The organism is Streptomyces sp. NPDC003327, from assembly GCF_053589515.1.
In genome coordinates this window covers 1-13,764 of sequence record NZ_JBSFSA010000053.1, presented here as the reverse complement: position 1 = coordinate 13,764, position 13,764 = coordinate 1, and the positions used below count along the sequence as shown (strand labels likewise).

The window sequence follows — 13,764 nt, the reverse complement described above, 5'->3', positions numbered from 1 at the left end:
CGAGTGGGGCGTCGGAGCCTCAGGCCAGCAGGCCCGGGATCGTCGCCTCGTGCGCCTCGCGCAGCTCCGCGAGGGAGAGCGTGAACTCGCCCTGCACGTCGACCGCGTCACCGTCGACGACACCGATCCGGGTCGCCGGCAGACCCCGCGCACCGCACATGTCGGTGAAGCGGAGCTCCTCGCTGCGCGGGACGGCGACGACCGCGCGGCCCGCCGACTCGGAGAAGAGGAAGGTGAACGCGTCCAGACCCTCGGGGACGACCAGGCGCGCGCCGTTGCCGCCGCGCAGGCAGGACTCGACGACCGCCTGCACGAGACCGCCGTCGGACAGGTCGTGCGCCGCGTCGATCATGCCGTCGCGGGAGGCCGAGATCAGGATCTCGCCGAGCAGCTTCTCCCGGTCGAGGTCCACGGCCGGCGGCATGCCGCCGAGGTGCTGGTGGATCACCTCGGACCAGGCCGAACCGCCGAACTCCTCCTTGGTGTCGCCCAGCAGGTAGAGGAGCTGGCCCTCTTCCGCGAAGGCGATCGGGGTGCGGCGGTTGACGTCGTCGATCACACCGAGGACGGCCACGACGGGCGTCGGGTGGATGGCCACGTCACCGGTCTGGTTGTACAGCGACACGTTGCCGCCGGTGACCGGGGTGCCCAGCTGGAAGCAGCCGTCCGCGAGACCACGGGTGGCCTCGGCGAACTGCCACATGACGGCCGGGTCCTCGGGCGAACCGAAGTTCAGGCAGTCCGAGATGGCCAGCGGCTTGGCACCGGAGGCGGCGACGTTGCGGTACGCCTCCGCGAGCGCGAGCTGCGCACCCGTGTACGGGTCGAGCTTCGCGTACCGGCCGTTGCCGTCGGTCGCCATGGCCACGCCGAGGTTGGTCTCCTCGTCGATCCGGACCATGCCGGCGTCCTCGGGCTGCGCCAGGACCGTGTTGCCCTGCACGAACCGGTCGTACTGGTCCGTGATCCAGGACTTCGAGGCCTGGTTCGGGGAGGAGACGAGCCTGAGGACCTGGTCCTTGAGCTCGGCGCCGTTCTGCGGCCGGGGCAGCTTGCCGGCGTCGTCCGCCTGGAGCGCGTCCTGCCACTCCGGGCGGGCGTACGGCCGGTGGTAGGTCGGGCCCTCGTGGGCGACGGTGCCCGGGGGCACGTCCACGATGAGCTCGCCGTGCCAGAAGATCTCCAGGTGGTCGCCGTCCGTGACCTCACCGATGACGGTGGCGGTGACGTCCCACTTCTCGCAGATCTCCATGAAGCGGTCGACGTGCTGCGGCTCGACGATCGCGCACATGCGCTCCTGCGACTCGCTCATGAGGATCTCCTCGGGCGAGAGCGTGGCGTCGCGCAGCGGAACGGTGTCCAGCTCGACCCGCATGCCGCCGGAGCCGGCGGAGGCCAGCTCGCTCGTCGCGCAGGAGAGGCCGGCGCCACCCAGGTCCTGGATGCCCGCGACCAGCTTCTCCTTGAAGATCTCCAGGGTGCACTCGATGAGGAGCTTCTCCTGGAAGGGGTCGCCGACCTGGACGGCGGGGCGCTTGGTGGGCTTGGTGTCGTCGAAGGTCTCGGACGCGAGGACCGAGACGCCGCCGATGCCGTCGCCGCCCGTGCGGGCGCCGTACAGGATCACCTTGTTGCCGGGGCCGGAGGCCTTGGCGAGGTGGATGTCCTCGTGCTTCATCACGCCGATGCAGCCGGCGTTGACGAGGGGGTTGCCCTGGTAGCAGGAGTCGAAGACGACCTCGCCGCCGATGTTGGGCAGGCCCAGGCAGTTGCCGTAGCCGCCGATGCCGGCGACGACACCGGGCAGCACGCGCTTGGTGTCGGGGTGGTCGGCCGCGCCGAAGCGCAGCGGGTCGACGACCGCGACCGGGCGGGCGCCCATGGCGAGGATGTCGCGGACGATGCCGCCGACGCCGGTGGCCGCGCCCTGGTAGGGCTCGATGTACGAGGGGTGGTTGTGCGACTCGACCTTGAAGGTGACCGCGTACCCCTGGCCGACGTCGACGACGCCCGCGTTCTCGCCGATGCCGACGAGCATGGCGTCGTTGGCGGGGGTCTTCTCGCCGAACTGCTTCAGGTGGACCTTGCTGCTCTTGTAGGAGCAGTGCTCGGACCACATGACGGAGTACATGGCGAGCTCGGCGCCGGTGGGACGGCGGCCCAGGATCTCGCGGATGCGGGCGTACTCGTCCTCCTTGAGGCCGAGCTCCTTCCAGGGCTGCTCGCTGTCCGGCGTCTCGCTCGCGTGCTTGACGGTGTCGAGGGTCACGCTCGGTCGCTCCTTCGCGCGGGGTGGTGGTGTCGACGGCCGGGGCGCTCAGTCGCTCCCTCGGCCGTTCCGGCGTCGAGGCTCATCAGGCGTTGACCAGCTTCTTGAGGATCGAGGTGAAGAAGCCGAGGCCGTCGGTCTTGCCGGTGCCGACCAGCGGCTCGACGGCGTGCTCGGGGTGCGGCATGAGGCCGACGACGTTGCCCGCGGCGTTGGTGATGCCCGCGATGTCGCGCAGCGAGCCGTTGGGGTTCACGTCCAGGTAGCGGAAGGCCACCCGCCCCTCGGCCTCCAGCTCGTCGAGCGTGCGCTCGTCGGCGACGTACCGGCCGTCCATGTTCTTGAGCGGGACCTCGATCTCCTGGCCCTCGGTGTAGTCCGAGGTCCAGGCGGTGCCCGCGTTCTCCACCCGCAGCTTCTGGTCGCGGCAGATGAAGTGGAGGTGGTTGTTGCGCAGCATCGCGCCCGGCAGCAGGTGGGCCTCGGTGAGGATCTGGAAGCCGTTGCAGATGCCGAGGACGGGCATGCCCGCCTTCGCCTGGTCGATGATCGTCTCCATCACCGGCGAGAAGCGGGAGATGGCTCCGGCCCGCAGGTAGTCGCCGTAGGAGAAGCCGCCGGCCAGGACCACGGCGTCGACCTGCTTGAGGTCCTTGTCGCGGTGCCAGAGCGAGACGGGCTCGGCGCCCGCGAGACGGGCGGCGCGGAGCGCGTCCCGGTCGTCGAGCGTTCCGGGGAACGTGACGACGCCGATGCGAGCGGTCACGACTCGACCTTCACGACGAAGTCTTCGATCACGGTGTTGGCAAGGAAGGTTTCGGCCATCTCATGGATGCGGGCGAGGGCGGCGTCGTCGACCGGTCCCTCCACCTCCAGCTCGAAGCGCTTCCCCTGACGGACGTCGGCGATTCCGGTGAACCCGAGGCGGGGCAGTGCACGCTGCACCGCCTGTCCCTGCGGGTCGAGGATCTCCGGCTTGAGCATGACGTCGACTACGACGCGTGCCACTGGCACTCCCGGTGGTGTGTTGCGTGGGCGGTTCCCTCAGCGTACCTGCCTCCAAATTCTACGCGGGTAGAGATCTGAAGGATCCTACAAATGGCCAGGCCGGAAGCGGGCGCCGACGAAGATCCACACCAAAGCTCCCCACACGCCGCGGGACATGAAATGCGCGTGAAATATCGCACCGGCCATTGGCCCGGGACACGCTGGGACAATTGACAGGGCTTCACAATGCGACGCCCGTCGCTGTACAAAGGAATCACAAGGAAAGCAGCATTGTCCCTGGGTAGCCATAAGCCCGGCATCGTCGCACGTCAGAGGCGGACCAAACGCCTCCGATACCCGGCGGGCCACAGGAAAGGACCGATATCCGTGGCGCAGCGTGTGGTGGTCACCCTCTCCGACGACATCGACGGCGGAGAAGCAGCGGAAACGGTCGCCTTCGGCCTCGACGGGAAGATGTACGAGATCGACCTGAATGCTGCCAATGCAAAGAAACTGCGCAAGGCGCTCGCGCCCTACCTCGCGGCCGGCCGGAAGCTGACCGGCAGGACCGGCAAGGCGGCGACGAACGGCGGCGGTGTGGCCGGAACCGGCGGGGCCACCTCGTTCACGCACACCGCCCTCGCCCCCGACCCGGCCGCCGTCCGCGCCTGGGCCCAGTCCAACAAGCTGGACGTCCCGGCCCGTGGCCGCATCCCGAAGCGGGTCTACGAGGCGTTCCGCGCGGCGAGCTGACCGGCGCACCGGCCCGGGCGGGACGGGGAGGGCGGGCGCGGCGCCGAGCCGATTTGCATTGCACCCCCCATGATCCGCTAGAGTCTGGAACACGCCGAGGGGCGAGGCCGCAGGGCCGGACCTCACGCAGCGTGCGGGTGTAGTTCAGTAGCAGAACAGCCCCCTTCCAGGGGGAAGGCGCAGTGTGCAATTCCTGTCACCCGCTCTGCGGGCAACACGGTTGCCGACCACTCCGGTGGATCAGGTAGAGTGGTGCTCGCACCGCCCGGTGAAAGCCGGTCGGGAGCAATGCGGACGTGGCTCAGTTGGTAGAGCATCACCTTGCCAAGGTGAGGGTCGCGAGTTCGAATCTCGTCGTCCGCTCAGGGTGAAGGCCCCGGTTCTCAGGAACCGGGGCCTTCGTCGTTCCCGTTCCCCACCGGGACCCTTTCCGTGACGGCGGTCACACCGGAAGCCCGTCGAGGCGGTGTGTCTCACCCACTCCGAAAGACGGGTATAGTTGGCTCCGCGCTACGGCGCATGCGGACGTGGCTCAGTTGGTAGAGCATCACCTTGCCAAGGTGAGGGTCGCGAGTTCGAATCTCGTCGTCCGCTCCACGAAGAAGCCCCCGGTCGATCCGACCGGGGGCTTTCTCGTGCGCGGCCTGTCCTCCGCGGCCTCGTGTGCGGCCTCAGCTCCAGGACTTGCCGGTGAGCAGCTCGTACGCCTCGACGTACTTCGCGCGGGTCGCGTCCACGACCTCCTGCGGGAGCGCCGGCGGCGGCTGCTCGCTCTTGCGGTCCCAGCCGGAGGCCGGAGAGGTCAGCCAGTCGCGGACGAACTGCTTGTCGTACGACGGCTGGGCGCGGCCCGGCTGCCACTGGTCGGCCGGCCAGAAGCGCGAGGAGTCCGGGGTGAGGACCTCGTCGGCGAGGACCAGAGCGGGGCCCTGCGGGGTGCTCCGGAAGCCGAACTCGAACTTCGTGTCCGCGAGGATGATGCCCCGGTCACGCGCGATGTCACGGCCGCGGGAGTACACGGCGAGGGTCGTCTGACGCAGCATCGCGGCCGTCTCGGCGCCGACCTGCCGGGCGACCTCCTCGTACGAGACGTTCTCGTCGTGGTCGCCGACGGCCGCCTTGGTCGCCGGGGTGAAGATCGGCGCCGGCAGCTCGGAGCCGTCGGTGAGGCCCTCGGGGAGCGCGAGACCGCAGACCGTGCGGGACTCCTCGTACTCGACGAGGCCCGAGCCGGTGAGGTAGCCGCGGGCCACGCACTCGACCGGGACCATGTTCAGCGACGTGCAGACGACCGTGCGGCCCGCCCAGTCGGCGGGGGCGCCGGCGGGCAGCTCGGTGGAGATGACGTGGTTCGGGATCAGGTCCGAGAGCCGGTCGAACCACCACAGCGAGAGCTGGGTGAGGACCCGGCCCTTGTCGGGGATCTCGGTGGGCAGGACCCAGTCGTACGCGGACATGCGGTCGCTCGCCACCATCACGAGGTCCCCCGCCTCGTTCCGGTACAGGTCGCGCACCTTGCCCGTGTGGAGATGGGTGAGGCCCGGGACCTGGACGGGCTCGGGCTTTTCTACGAATCCGGACACGGTTCCTCCGCGTAGGTTGATCCAGGAGCGGTCCGATTCTCTCGCACCTGGCCGGGCCGACGGCGCGCGGGCCCGGTCGGCGCCGGTCAGGACGCGAAGGAGAACCAGTACGGACCGGTCCGGTCCGGTCAGTCCCTCTTACAGATCCGGTCGAGGAGGTTGGCGGTGGCGCGCTGGATGCGGGCGTCGACATGGCCCGGCCGGTCCAGCGCGGGCGACCAGGCGAAGGTGCCGGAGGCGAAGACCCAGGCCCCGGACGGCGCCCGGTAGAGCGAGGTCTCCTGGTGCCGCCGCGCCCCCTCCCCGTCCCGGTAGGGCGAGTGGGCGAGGAGGATGCGGCCCTGGTGCTCGGGGAGCGGGGTGCGCGGGAAGTAGCGGTCGGCCTCGCCCGCGACCAGGCCCGGGAGTTCGTCCCCGTCACCGGCCCCGGTGGCGTCCCAGAGCCAGTGGTCGGCGTTCCGTACGACCAGCGGGTGCGGTTCGGGCACCCGGCCCGCGTACTGGATGCCGAGCAGTTGCTGCTCCGGGCGGTCGACCTCGCGCCAGAGCGCCGGGCGGCCGGGGCCGCGCCGCTTGCGGCAGGTGAGGAGGCGGTCCGGCACCCCCGACGCGGACGGGGCCAGCTCCACCTGCCAGTACATGGTGTTGGCGGAGAGGAAGACCAGCGACGTGCCCTGCTCGCGGGCCAGCTCCGCGGTCCTGCGCATCGGCGCCGACCAGTACTCGTCGTGGCCGGGGAAGACCAGGCCCCGGTAGCGGCTCGGATCGACCTTGCCCGCGTGCAGGTCGCGGGTCTCCGCGTACGCCAGGTCGTAGCCGTACCGCTCGGCCCAGCGGACGAAGTCGTACGCGTGCCCCACGTGCAGCGGCAGGCCCGCGCCCGCGTACGGCCGGTCGAAGGAGACGGTGACCGCCGCCTCCTCCTCGCCGAGCAGCCGGCCCTCCTCGTCCCAGGCGTGGTAGAGGCTGGCGCCGGTCCGGCCGTCCTCCGGATAGAGGTTGTAGGCCTGCCAGGTCACGTCCGGCAGCACGAGGAGCAGGTCCGCCGGGTGGCTGTCGCGCACGGTGAAGGGGATGTGGGAGCGGTAGCCGTCCACGGTGGTGAGGACCGCGACGTACGCCCCGATCGTCCAGTAGCTCGGGATCTGGAGCCGCCAGGACTGCCACCAGTGGTGGCACGAGACGGTGCGGTCGGCGGTCAGCGGGGCGGGCTGCACGATCCCGGAGAGCCGGGGGCTCGTGGTGATCTTGGCGGCGCCGTCCCCGCCGTAGTGACCGATCCGGTAGATGTCGACCGAGAACTGCTGCGGCGGGTCCACGGTGATGTGGAAGTCGACCGACTCGCCCGGCGCGACGGCCCCCGTGGAGACGAATCCCTTGATCTGGCGCCGGACGTCGTCCGCCGTGCGCGGGCCGCCGCTGCGGCCGCGCGCCAGGGTCTCGTCCGCGTACCACGGCACCAGCTGGCCGGTGTCGTCGAAGTAGTTCTCCGAACCGCGCAGCCAGGGCAGAGGGCCCTGGCCGAAGGGATCGCTGACGGCGTGCGCGAGCGCTCCCGACTCCCACCGCCTGATCTGATCCGCCCCCATGCTGCGCCCCTCCCTCGACTCCCCCAGTCGTCGTCCGGTCCGGCTGGTCAGTGCCTCTGCCGCCCGCTGCGTATGCACGCGGGTGGTGCCTCTGTCAGTGCCGGTCTCCAGCACATCACATAACGCACGCATCCCGTCACCGTTCGTCGCGAATTGACGAGAGTGGAAGACCTCGCTCCGGTGCGGGTGCCACGGTGGGGCGGGCGCCCACGGCAGGTGCGGGGCGCCTCGGTCCGGTCTCAGACCAGGCGTACGGGCTTCTCCGGGCGGACGCCGGTGCGGCTCAGCCAGGCCCGCAGGGGCTCCGGGTCGCCCTCCTCCACGAGCGCGAGGACGCGCGGGCCGAGGTCCGCCGCGCGCTCGCCGCCGACGAGCAGCGCGGGTCCGTCGAGCCAGTCGAGCCCGGGGGCCGCCTCGGCGGTGTCCACGGCGGCGCAGCACACCATCGCGGTCACGTGGTCGGCGAGCAGGTCACGGCCCGTACGGGGCGGCTGGATCGGACAGAGCGGCAGCGGGCCGTCGGGCCCGCCGACCACGACGTGGGGCGCGGCGACGGACGGCTCCGCCCCCGTCCCGGCGGCGCGGTGCGCCTCCGCGGCCACCCTCGCCTCCCGTGCGGCCTCCTCGCGGGCGCACTGCGCGCTGAGCGCGGCGGCCAGCGCCTCGGCGGCGGGGTGGCCGACGGGCTCGTCGTCGAAGTGGCCGGAGGCGTCGAAGCCGTCGAAGCCGTCGAAGTCGTCCCAGGGGTGGGCTTCGAGGTCGGGGGCGGGGGCGAGGTCCGGGTCGGGGGCCGGGGCGAGGTCCGAATCGGGGGCGGCCTTGGGCTCGGCCTCGGCGTCTCGGTCGGCCGGGGTGCCTGGGGCCGCCGGGAGGTCCTTCGGGAGGGGCGTCGGGTCCGCCTCCAGGGCGGCCCGGTCCGGGCTCTCTCCGGGCCGTACGGCTGCGGCCCCGGCCGGCGGCAGGGAGAGGTGGGCCATCACGCGGGTCAGCGTCGGGCCGTCGGCGGGCGACGGGGTGCCGGGGGCGGGGTCCAGGACGCCCAGGCGGTCGAGGACCTCGTGGAGCCGGGCCGCGTCGGCGCGCCACTTCCGGTCGACGACCTCCTCCGGATACCGGCTCCACTCCACCGGGGACCAGTCGGGCCCCGGTGCGGCCGGGCCGCCGTGGAAGAGCCGGGCAGCGAGCAGCGAGGTCGCCTCGTCGACGGCGCCCGGCTCCTCCAGGAGGTCGCAGGCGGGCCGCTCGCCGAGCCGGGAGGAGAAGCCGTCCGCGAGCCGGTCGCGGCGGGAGAGCTCGGTCAGCGCGGAGACGACACCCGCGTCGAGCCGGGAGGGCCAGCGGCCCATGCGCCAGGCGGGCAGCGCGACCCGGGTGAGGAGCCGGTCCCAGCCCGCGTACGCCAGGCCGACCTGCTCCTGGGCCACGATCCGCACGCCGTAGTCCACGGCCTGGGCCCGCTCGGATCCGGCGGCGGCGACCCCGCGCTCCATCTCGGCGGCGTGGCCGCGGCAGCCGCGCAGCAGGACGCGGGCGACCTGCCCGACGCCGTGGGCGCCGAGCCGGCGCAGCGGGTCGAGGCCGGGGGTGCGGGGGACGGCGACGGCGGCGTCCAGGCCGCGCACGAAGCGGCGGGCGGCGGCTATGTCGGGGTGCGCGGCCGGTCCCGTACCGGCGACGACCGGGGCGAGGACGGCGCGGAGTTCGCCGACGCGCATCCACCAGAGGAAGGGCGAGCCTATGACGAGGACGGGGGCGTCCGAGCCGCTGCCCGCGCCGCCGGCCGCCCGGTGGGTGCGGTCCTCCAGCCAGCTGTCGCAGTCGGGCGTGAGGGCTATCGCGGAGGGCGCGGGGACGTCGAGCCGGTCGGCGAGGTCGCGCACGAGCCGGTAGAGGTCGGGGGCCGCGGTCTCGGCGAGCTCCACGGTCGGGGTGACGGCCGGGCGGGCGCGGGCGACGACGAGCGCGACGGCCGCGGTGGCGAGCAGGGTGAGGACCGCGAGGACGGTCATGACCGCGCGGGCCGCGTCCCACCCGGGGCCGGTGAAGAGGCCGGTGCCCCCGCCCGCGTACAGGACGACGGCGAAGGCGGCGGGGAGCACCGCGAGGCCGAGGGCCCTGCCGCGGACGCGCAGGACGGCGAGGGCCCGGGAGCGCGCGGCGCGCGCGCCCCACTCCTCACCGGGACCGGAACCCGCACCCGTAGCCGTACCGGACACGCCGTACATCACCCCCTCCTGCCCTCGTCGGGACTGCCTGTGGCGGTGTTGCTCACTCCCCCACTGTGGCACCCGCCACTGACATCGCAATGCCGGTGGGCCAAGTGCCGGACCGCCTGCGCCGCACCCTAGTTGGGGCCTCGGCGGGCGTCATCCATATGGCCGAGCCGTCACTCGATGGAATGGCTTTGGGTAAAGGTGATGGCGCGCGTGTGGCCGTGCGGTTCACTGCTTCTCCACCGCACGGCCACAACAGGATCAGGTGAAATCGGGCCGGATCAGGCCTCCGCGGCCTTCCGCGCGATGTCCGTACGGTGCTGGGAACCGTCAAGGCGGATGCGGCCGACCGCCGCGTAGGCGCGCTCACGGGCCTGGGACAGGTCCGTTCCGGTGGCGGTGACCGAGAGGACCCGGCCGCCCGCGCTCACGACCGCGTCGCCGTCCCGCTTCGTACCGGCGTGGAGGACGTACGCGTGCGGGGCGTCCTTCTCCGCGACCTCGTCGAGGCCCTCGATCGGGTCGCCGGTCCGCGGGGTGCCCGGGTAGTTGTGGGAGGCCACGACCACGGTGACGGCGGCCTCGTCGCGCCAGGCGAGCGGCGGCTGGTCGGCGAGGGTGCCGTTGGCGGAGTGCAGCAGGACACCGGCGAGCGGCGTCCTGAGCCTGGCCAGAACGACCTGCGTCTCGGGGTCGCCGAAGCGGGCGTTGAACTCGATGACCCGCACGCCCCGGCCGGTGATCGCCAGACCCGCGTACAGCAGCCCGGAGAAGGGCGTGCCGCGGCGGCGCAGCTCGTCGACGGTGGGCTGGAGGACGGTCGCGAGGACCTCGTCGACCAGCTTCGGATCGGCCCAGGGCAGCGGCGAGTAGGCGCCCATGCCGCCGGTGTTCGGGCCCTCGTCGCCGTCGAGCGCGCGCTTGAAGTCCTGCGCGGGCTGGAGCGGGAGGACGGTGGTGCCGTCGGTGATAGCGAAGAGCGACACCTCGGGGCCGTCGAGGTACTCCTCGATGACGACCCGGTCGCAGGCGAGCGCGTGCGCGCGGGCCTCCTCGACGTCCTCGGTCACGACGACGCCCTTGCCGGCCGCGAGGCCGTCGTCCTTGACGACGTACGGGGCGCCGAAGGCGTCGAGGGCCTCGTCGATCTCGGCGGGGGTGGTGCAGACGTAGCTGCGGGCGGTGGGGACCCCGGCGCCGGCCATGACGTCCTTGGCGAAGGCCTTGGAGCCCTCCAGCCGCGCCGCCTCGGCGGACGGGCCGAAGACGGGGATGCCGACCGCGCGGACGGCGTCGGAGACGCCGGCGACCAGCGGGGCCTCCGGGCCGACGACGACCAGGTCGGCGCCCAGCTCCGTGGCGAGGGCGGCGACCGCGCCGCCGTCCAGCTGGTCGACGGGGTGCAGCTCGGCGACCTCCGCGATTCCGGCGTTGCCGGGCGCGCAGTGCAGAGCGGTGACGTCGGGATCGAGGGAGAGAGAGCGGCACAGGGCGTGTTCGCGGGCGCCGCCGCCGATGACGAGGACCTTCACGCCAGCCAGGGTAGCCCGCCGGGCGGCTCGGCCCTTGTGCGGGCCACCGAGCGAGACGGCCCTACTCGTTCGTGTATTCCTCCACAACGGTGGCGCCGAGCTCGCGCACGATCAGCTCGTGACCGGAGAGCGCCGAATCGACGAGGTCCGGATCGTCCTCTTCCGGTACGTCGTCCTCGGGGGCCACGGGCCGCGGCGCGGCCGGGGGCGGCGGGGTGTGCGGGCCCTGCGCGGGAGCCGGGGAGGAGGCCGGGGCGGAGGCCGGGGCGCGGTGCTGCGCGGGCGGGGCCTGGGAGGGCGCGGGCGCGGGCGGTGCCTGCTGGAAGGCGGGTGCGGGAGCCGGTGCGGGGGCCGGGGCGGAGGGACGGGAGCCGAAGCCGCCGAAGTTCGCCGCGGCGGGCGGGGGCGAGGCGCCGCCCGACGGGTCGATGATCGCCTCGATCTTCCAGTGCACGTTGAACTGCTCGGCCAGGGCCGCCTTGAGGACGTCCTCGCTGCCGCTGCTGGCGAAGTTGTCGCGGGCCCCGGCGTTGAGGAAGCCGAGCTGGAGCGTGGTGCCGTCGAAGCCGGCCACCTGGGCGTTCTGGCTGAGCAGGATCCAGGTAAAGCGGCGGCGGTTCTTCACGGCGTCGAGGATGGACGGCCACATGGCCCGGACCTGCGCGGCGCCCTGCGCCATGTCCCCGCCGCCACCGACCGGGGCGGGGGGCCCGGCGGGCGCGGGGGTCTGAGGCGCGGGCGCGGAGGCGCCGGGCCACGCGCCGGGCGCGGGAGCCCCGCCCCCGGGCCGGGCCGCCCCCGGCCAGGCCCCGGGCCGCGGCGCGTCGGCCTGCGGCTGAGGCTGGGGAGGCTGGGACTGCGGAGGCGGGGACTGCGGAGGCGGGGACTGCGGGGGTGCGGCAGGGGCGGGGGCGTGCGGGACGGGCGCCTGCTGTGCGGGCGCCTGCTGCGCGAGGGGCGGCGGGGCCAGCGGAGTGTGGGCGTCGGGCCCGGGGACGTACCCCGTCGAGCCGACGGCGGGCACGGGCGGCCCCGGAGTGAAGACGGGCGCGGGGGCGGCGAACGCTCCGGCGGCAGCGACCGCTCCGGTGGCGGCCCCCCGCTCCAGGCGGTCGAGCCGGGCCTGGAGTGACCGCTCGTCGTCGAAGGCGGCGGGCAGCAGCACGCGCGCGCAGATCAGTTCCAGCTGGAGGCGCGGCGAGTTGGCGCCGCGCATCTCGGTCAGCCCGGCGTTCACCAGGTCCGCGGCGCGGCTCAGCTCCGCGGCCCCGAAAACGGAGGCCTGCGCCTGCATGCGCTCGACGACGTCGACCGGGGCGTCCACGAGCCCCTTCTCGGCGGCGTCCGGCACCGCGGCCAGGATCACCAGGTCCCGCAGCCGCTCCAGCAGGTCGGCCACGAACCGGCGCGGGTCGTTGCCGCCCTCGATGACCCGGTCGACGACCTCGAAGGCGGCGGCCCCGTCACCGGCGGCGAACGCGTCCACCACCGAGTCGAGCAGCGACGCCTCCGTGTACCCGAGGAGCGAGGTGGCCATGGCGTACGTCACACCGTCGTCGGCGGCTCCGGCGAGGAGCTGGTCCATGACGGACATCGAGTCACGCACGGACCCGGCACCGGCGCGCACGACCAGCGGCAGCACCCCCTCCTCGACGGGGATGCCCTCGCGGCCGCAGACCTCGCCCAGGTACTCCCGCAGGGTGCCGGGCGGCACGAGACGGAACGGGTAGTGGTGCGTACGGGACCGGATCGTCCCGATGACCTTCTCCGGCTCCGTCGTCGCGAAGATGAACTTGAGGTGCTCCGGCGGCTCCTCGACCACCTTCAGGAGGGCGTTGAAGCCCGCCGAGGTGACCATGTGGGCCTCGTCGATGATGTAGATCTTGTAGCGGCTGGCCGCCGGCCCGAAGAACGCCTTCTCCCGCAGGTCACGGGCGTCGTCCACACCACCGTGCGAGGCGGCGTCGATCTCGATGACGTCGATCGACCCGGGCCCGTTCCGCGCGAGGTCCCGGCAGGACTGGCACTCCCCGCACGGCGTCGGGGTCGGCCCCTGCTCACAGTTCAGACAGCGCGCCAGGATGCGCGCGCTGGTCGTCTTTCCGCAGCCGCGGGGCCCGCTGAACAGGTACGCGTGATTGACCCGGTTGTTCCGCAGGGCCTGCTGCAACGGGTCGGTGACATGCTCCTGCCCGATGACCTCGGCGAAGGACTCGGGGCGATAGCGGCGGTAGAGCGCGAGAGACGACACGTATACGAGGTTATAGGCGCCCGCCGACAACCCGGGAAAACCGCCACCGCGCAGGAGGGCCGGGTAGTCGGGGCTGGGACCCGGCGACTCCGGGAACGCAAGCGCCCCCCACGCACCCGCCAGAGCCGACCTACCCTTGCTGCCTTCCGGCCCTGGGGGAGTTCAGTCAGATAGCGCCGCGTGAGGGGCTCCGCCCAGCCTACCCGATCCCCGCACCCCCACGGCCCACCCCTCCCGAACCGCCCCCGAACCGCCTCCCGAACCGCTCACGACCGAACCGCCCCCGCACCGCTCACGCACCGCTCACGACCCCCTCCCGGCATGCCTCCGCGGAGACCCCCGCGAGGCGCCCCCCGGATCACCCCCGGATCACCCCGGGAACACCCCCGGACCCCCCGCCCCACCCCCCACCTCGGATCGAGTTCGCGAGCACCCCCCTCGGTCATGTAATGTTCCCGGCGGAGGATTCGCCTAGAGGCCTAGGGCGCACGCTTGGAAAGCGTGTTGGGGGCAACCCCTCACGAGTTCGAATCTCGTATCCTCCGCCAGTGCCTCACCGGGCACGATGTCGAAGGGCCCCACCGTTC

Annotated in this window: 9 protein-coding genes, 4 tRNA genes and 1 other RNA gene; 5 read left to right on the top strand and 9 right to left on the bottom strand. The window is 72.8% G+C overall.

Annotated elements, in window-relative coordinates:
• Positions 1 to 19 precede the first annotated feature (19 nt).
• From purL to purS, 3 genes are all read right to left on the bottom strand, one after another.
• Positions 20 to 2,269 carry a phosphoribosylformylglycinamidine synthase subunit PurL gene (purL, locus tag ACWDVG_RS28095; RefSeq protein ID WP_451703166.1) on the bottom strand — a complete coding sequence of 750 codons (2,250 nt, stop codon included), beginning with the start codon at positions 2,267 to 2,269 and terminating at the stop codon, positions 20 to 22.
• A gap of 85 nt (positions 2,270 to 2,354) precedes the next feature.
• A complete protein-coding gene (gene purQ, locus ACWDVG_RS28090) occupies positions 2,355 to 3,035 on the bottom strand; it encodes a phosphoribosylformylglycinamidine synthase subunit PurQ (RefSeq protein WP_451703164.1) in 681 nt (226 codons plus the stop codon).
• Positions 3,032 to 3,277, bottom strand: a complete 246-nt coding sequence (gene purS, locus ACWDVG_RS28085; protein ID WP_451703162.1) for a phosphoribosylformylglycinamidine synthase subunit PurS — start codon at positions 3,275 to 3,277, stop codon at positions 3,032 to 3,034. Before purS ends, purQ begins: the two co-directional genes overlap by 4 nt.
• A 366-nt stretch (positions 3,278 to 3,643) precedes the next feature.
• On the opposite strand from purS, the gene ACWDVG_RS28080 reads away from it, so the two are divergent.
• The 4 genes from ACWDVG_RS28080 (at position 3,644) to ACWDVG_RS28065 (ending at position 4,606) form a co-directional block, all read left to right on the top strand.
• On the top strand, positions 3,644 to 4,009 hold the full coding sequence (locus ACWDVG_RS28080; protein ID WP_451703160.1) for a histone-like nucleoid-structuring protein Lsr2: 366 nt from the start codon (positions 3,644 to 3,646) through the stop codon (positions 4,007 to 4,009).
• Between the two features lie 133 nt (positions 4,010 to 4,142).
• Positions 4,143 to 4,214: transfer RNA gene (locus tag ACWDVG_RS28075), tRNA-Gly, on the top strand.
• A gap of 85 nt (positions 4,215 to 4,299) precedes the next feature.
• Positions 4,300 to 4,372 (top strand) — tRNA-Gly (locus tag ACWDVG_RS28070).
• Between the two features lie 158 nt (positions 4,373 to 4,530).
• Positions 4,531 to 4,606: transfer RNA gene (locus ACWDVG_RS28065), tRNA-Gly, on the top strand.
• 74 nt (positions 4,607 to 4,680) lie between these two features.
• Here ACWDVG_RS28065 and ACWDVG_RS28060 read toward each other — a convergent pair.
• From ACWDVG_RS28060 to ffs, 6 genes are all read right to left on the bottom strand, one after another.
• Positions 4,681 to 5,592 carry a phosphoribosylaminoimidazolesuccinocarboxamide synthase gene (locus ACWDVG_RS28060; RefSeq protein WP_451703159.1) on the bottom strand — a complete coding sequence of 304 codons (912 nt, stop codon included), beginning with the start codon at positions 5,590 to 5,592 and terminating at the stop codon, positions 4,681 to 4,683.
• Between the two features lie 128 nt (positions 5,593 to 5,720).
• The gene (locus ACWDVG_RS28055; RefSeq protein WP_451703157.1) at positions 5,721 to 7,181 is read right to left on the bottom strand and encodes a N,N-dimethylformamidase beta subunit family domain-containing protein; all 1,461 of its coding nucleotides are present in this window, start codon (positions 7,179 to 7,181) and stop codon (positions 5,721 to 5,723) included.
• Between the two features lie 239 nt (positions 7,182 to 7,420).
• Positions 7,421 to 9,406, bottom strand: a complete 1,986-nt coding sequence (locus ACWDVG_RS28050; RefSeq protein WP_451703155.1) for a hypothetical protein — start codon at positions 9,404 to 9,406, stop codon at positions 7,421 to 7,423.
• A 269-nt stretch (positions 9,407 to 9,675) separates the two neighbouring features.
• On the bottom strand, positions 9,676 to 10,926 hold the full coding sequence (gene purD / locus ACWDVG_RS28045; protein ID WP_451703153.1) for a phosphoribosylamine--glycine ligase: 1,251 nt from the start codon (positions 10,924 to 10,926) through the stop codon (positions 9,676 to 9,678).
• Between the two features lie 61 nt (positions 10,927 to 10,987).
• Positions 10,988 to 13,177, bottom strand: a complete 2,190-nt coding sequence (locus ACWDVG_RS28040; RefSeq protein WP_451703152.1) for a DNA polymerase III subunit gamma and tau — start codon at positions 13,175 to 13,177, stop codon at positions 10,988 to 10,990.
• A gap of 94 nt (positions 13,178 to 13,271) precedes the next feature.
• An RNA gene (ffs, locus tag ACWDVG_RS28035) (signal recognition particle sRNA small type) lies at positions 13,272 to 13,370 on the bottom strand.
• A gap of 267 nt (positions 13,371 to 13,637) precedes the next feature.
• Here ffs and ACWDVG_RS28030 point away from each other — a divergent pair.
• Positions 13,638 to 13,725: transfer RNA gene (locus ACWDVG_RS28030), tRNA-Ser, on the top strand.
• Positions 13,726 to 13,764: the final 39 nt, after the last annotated feature.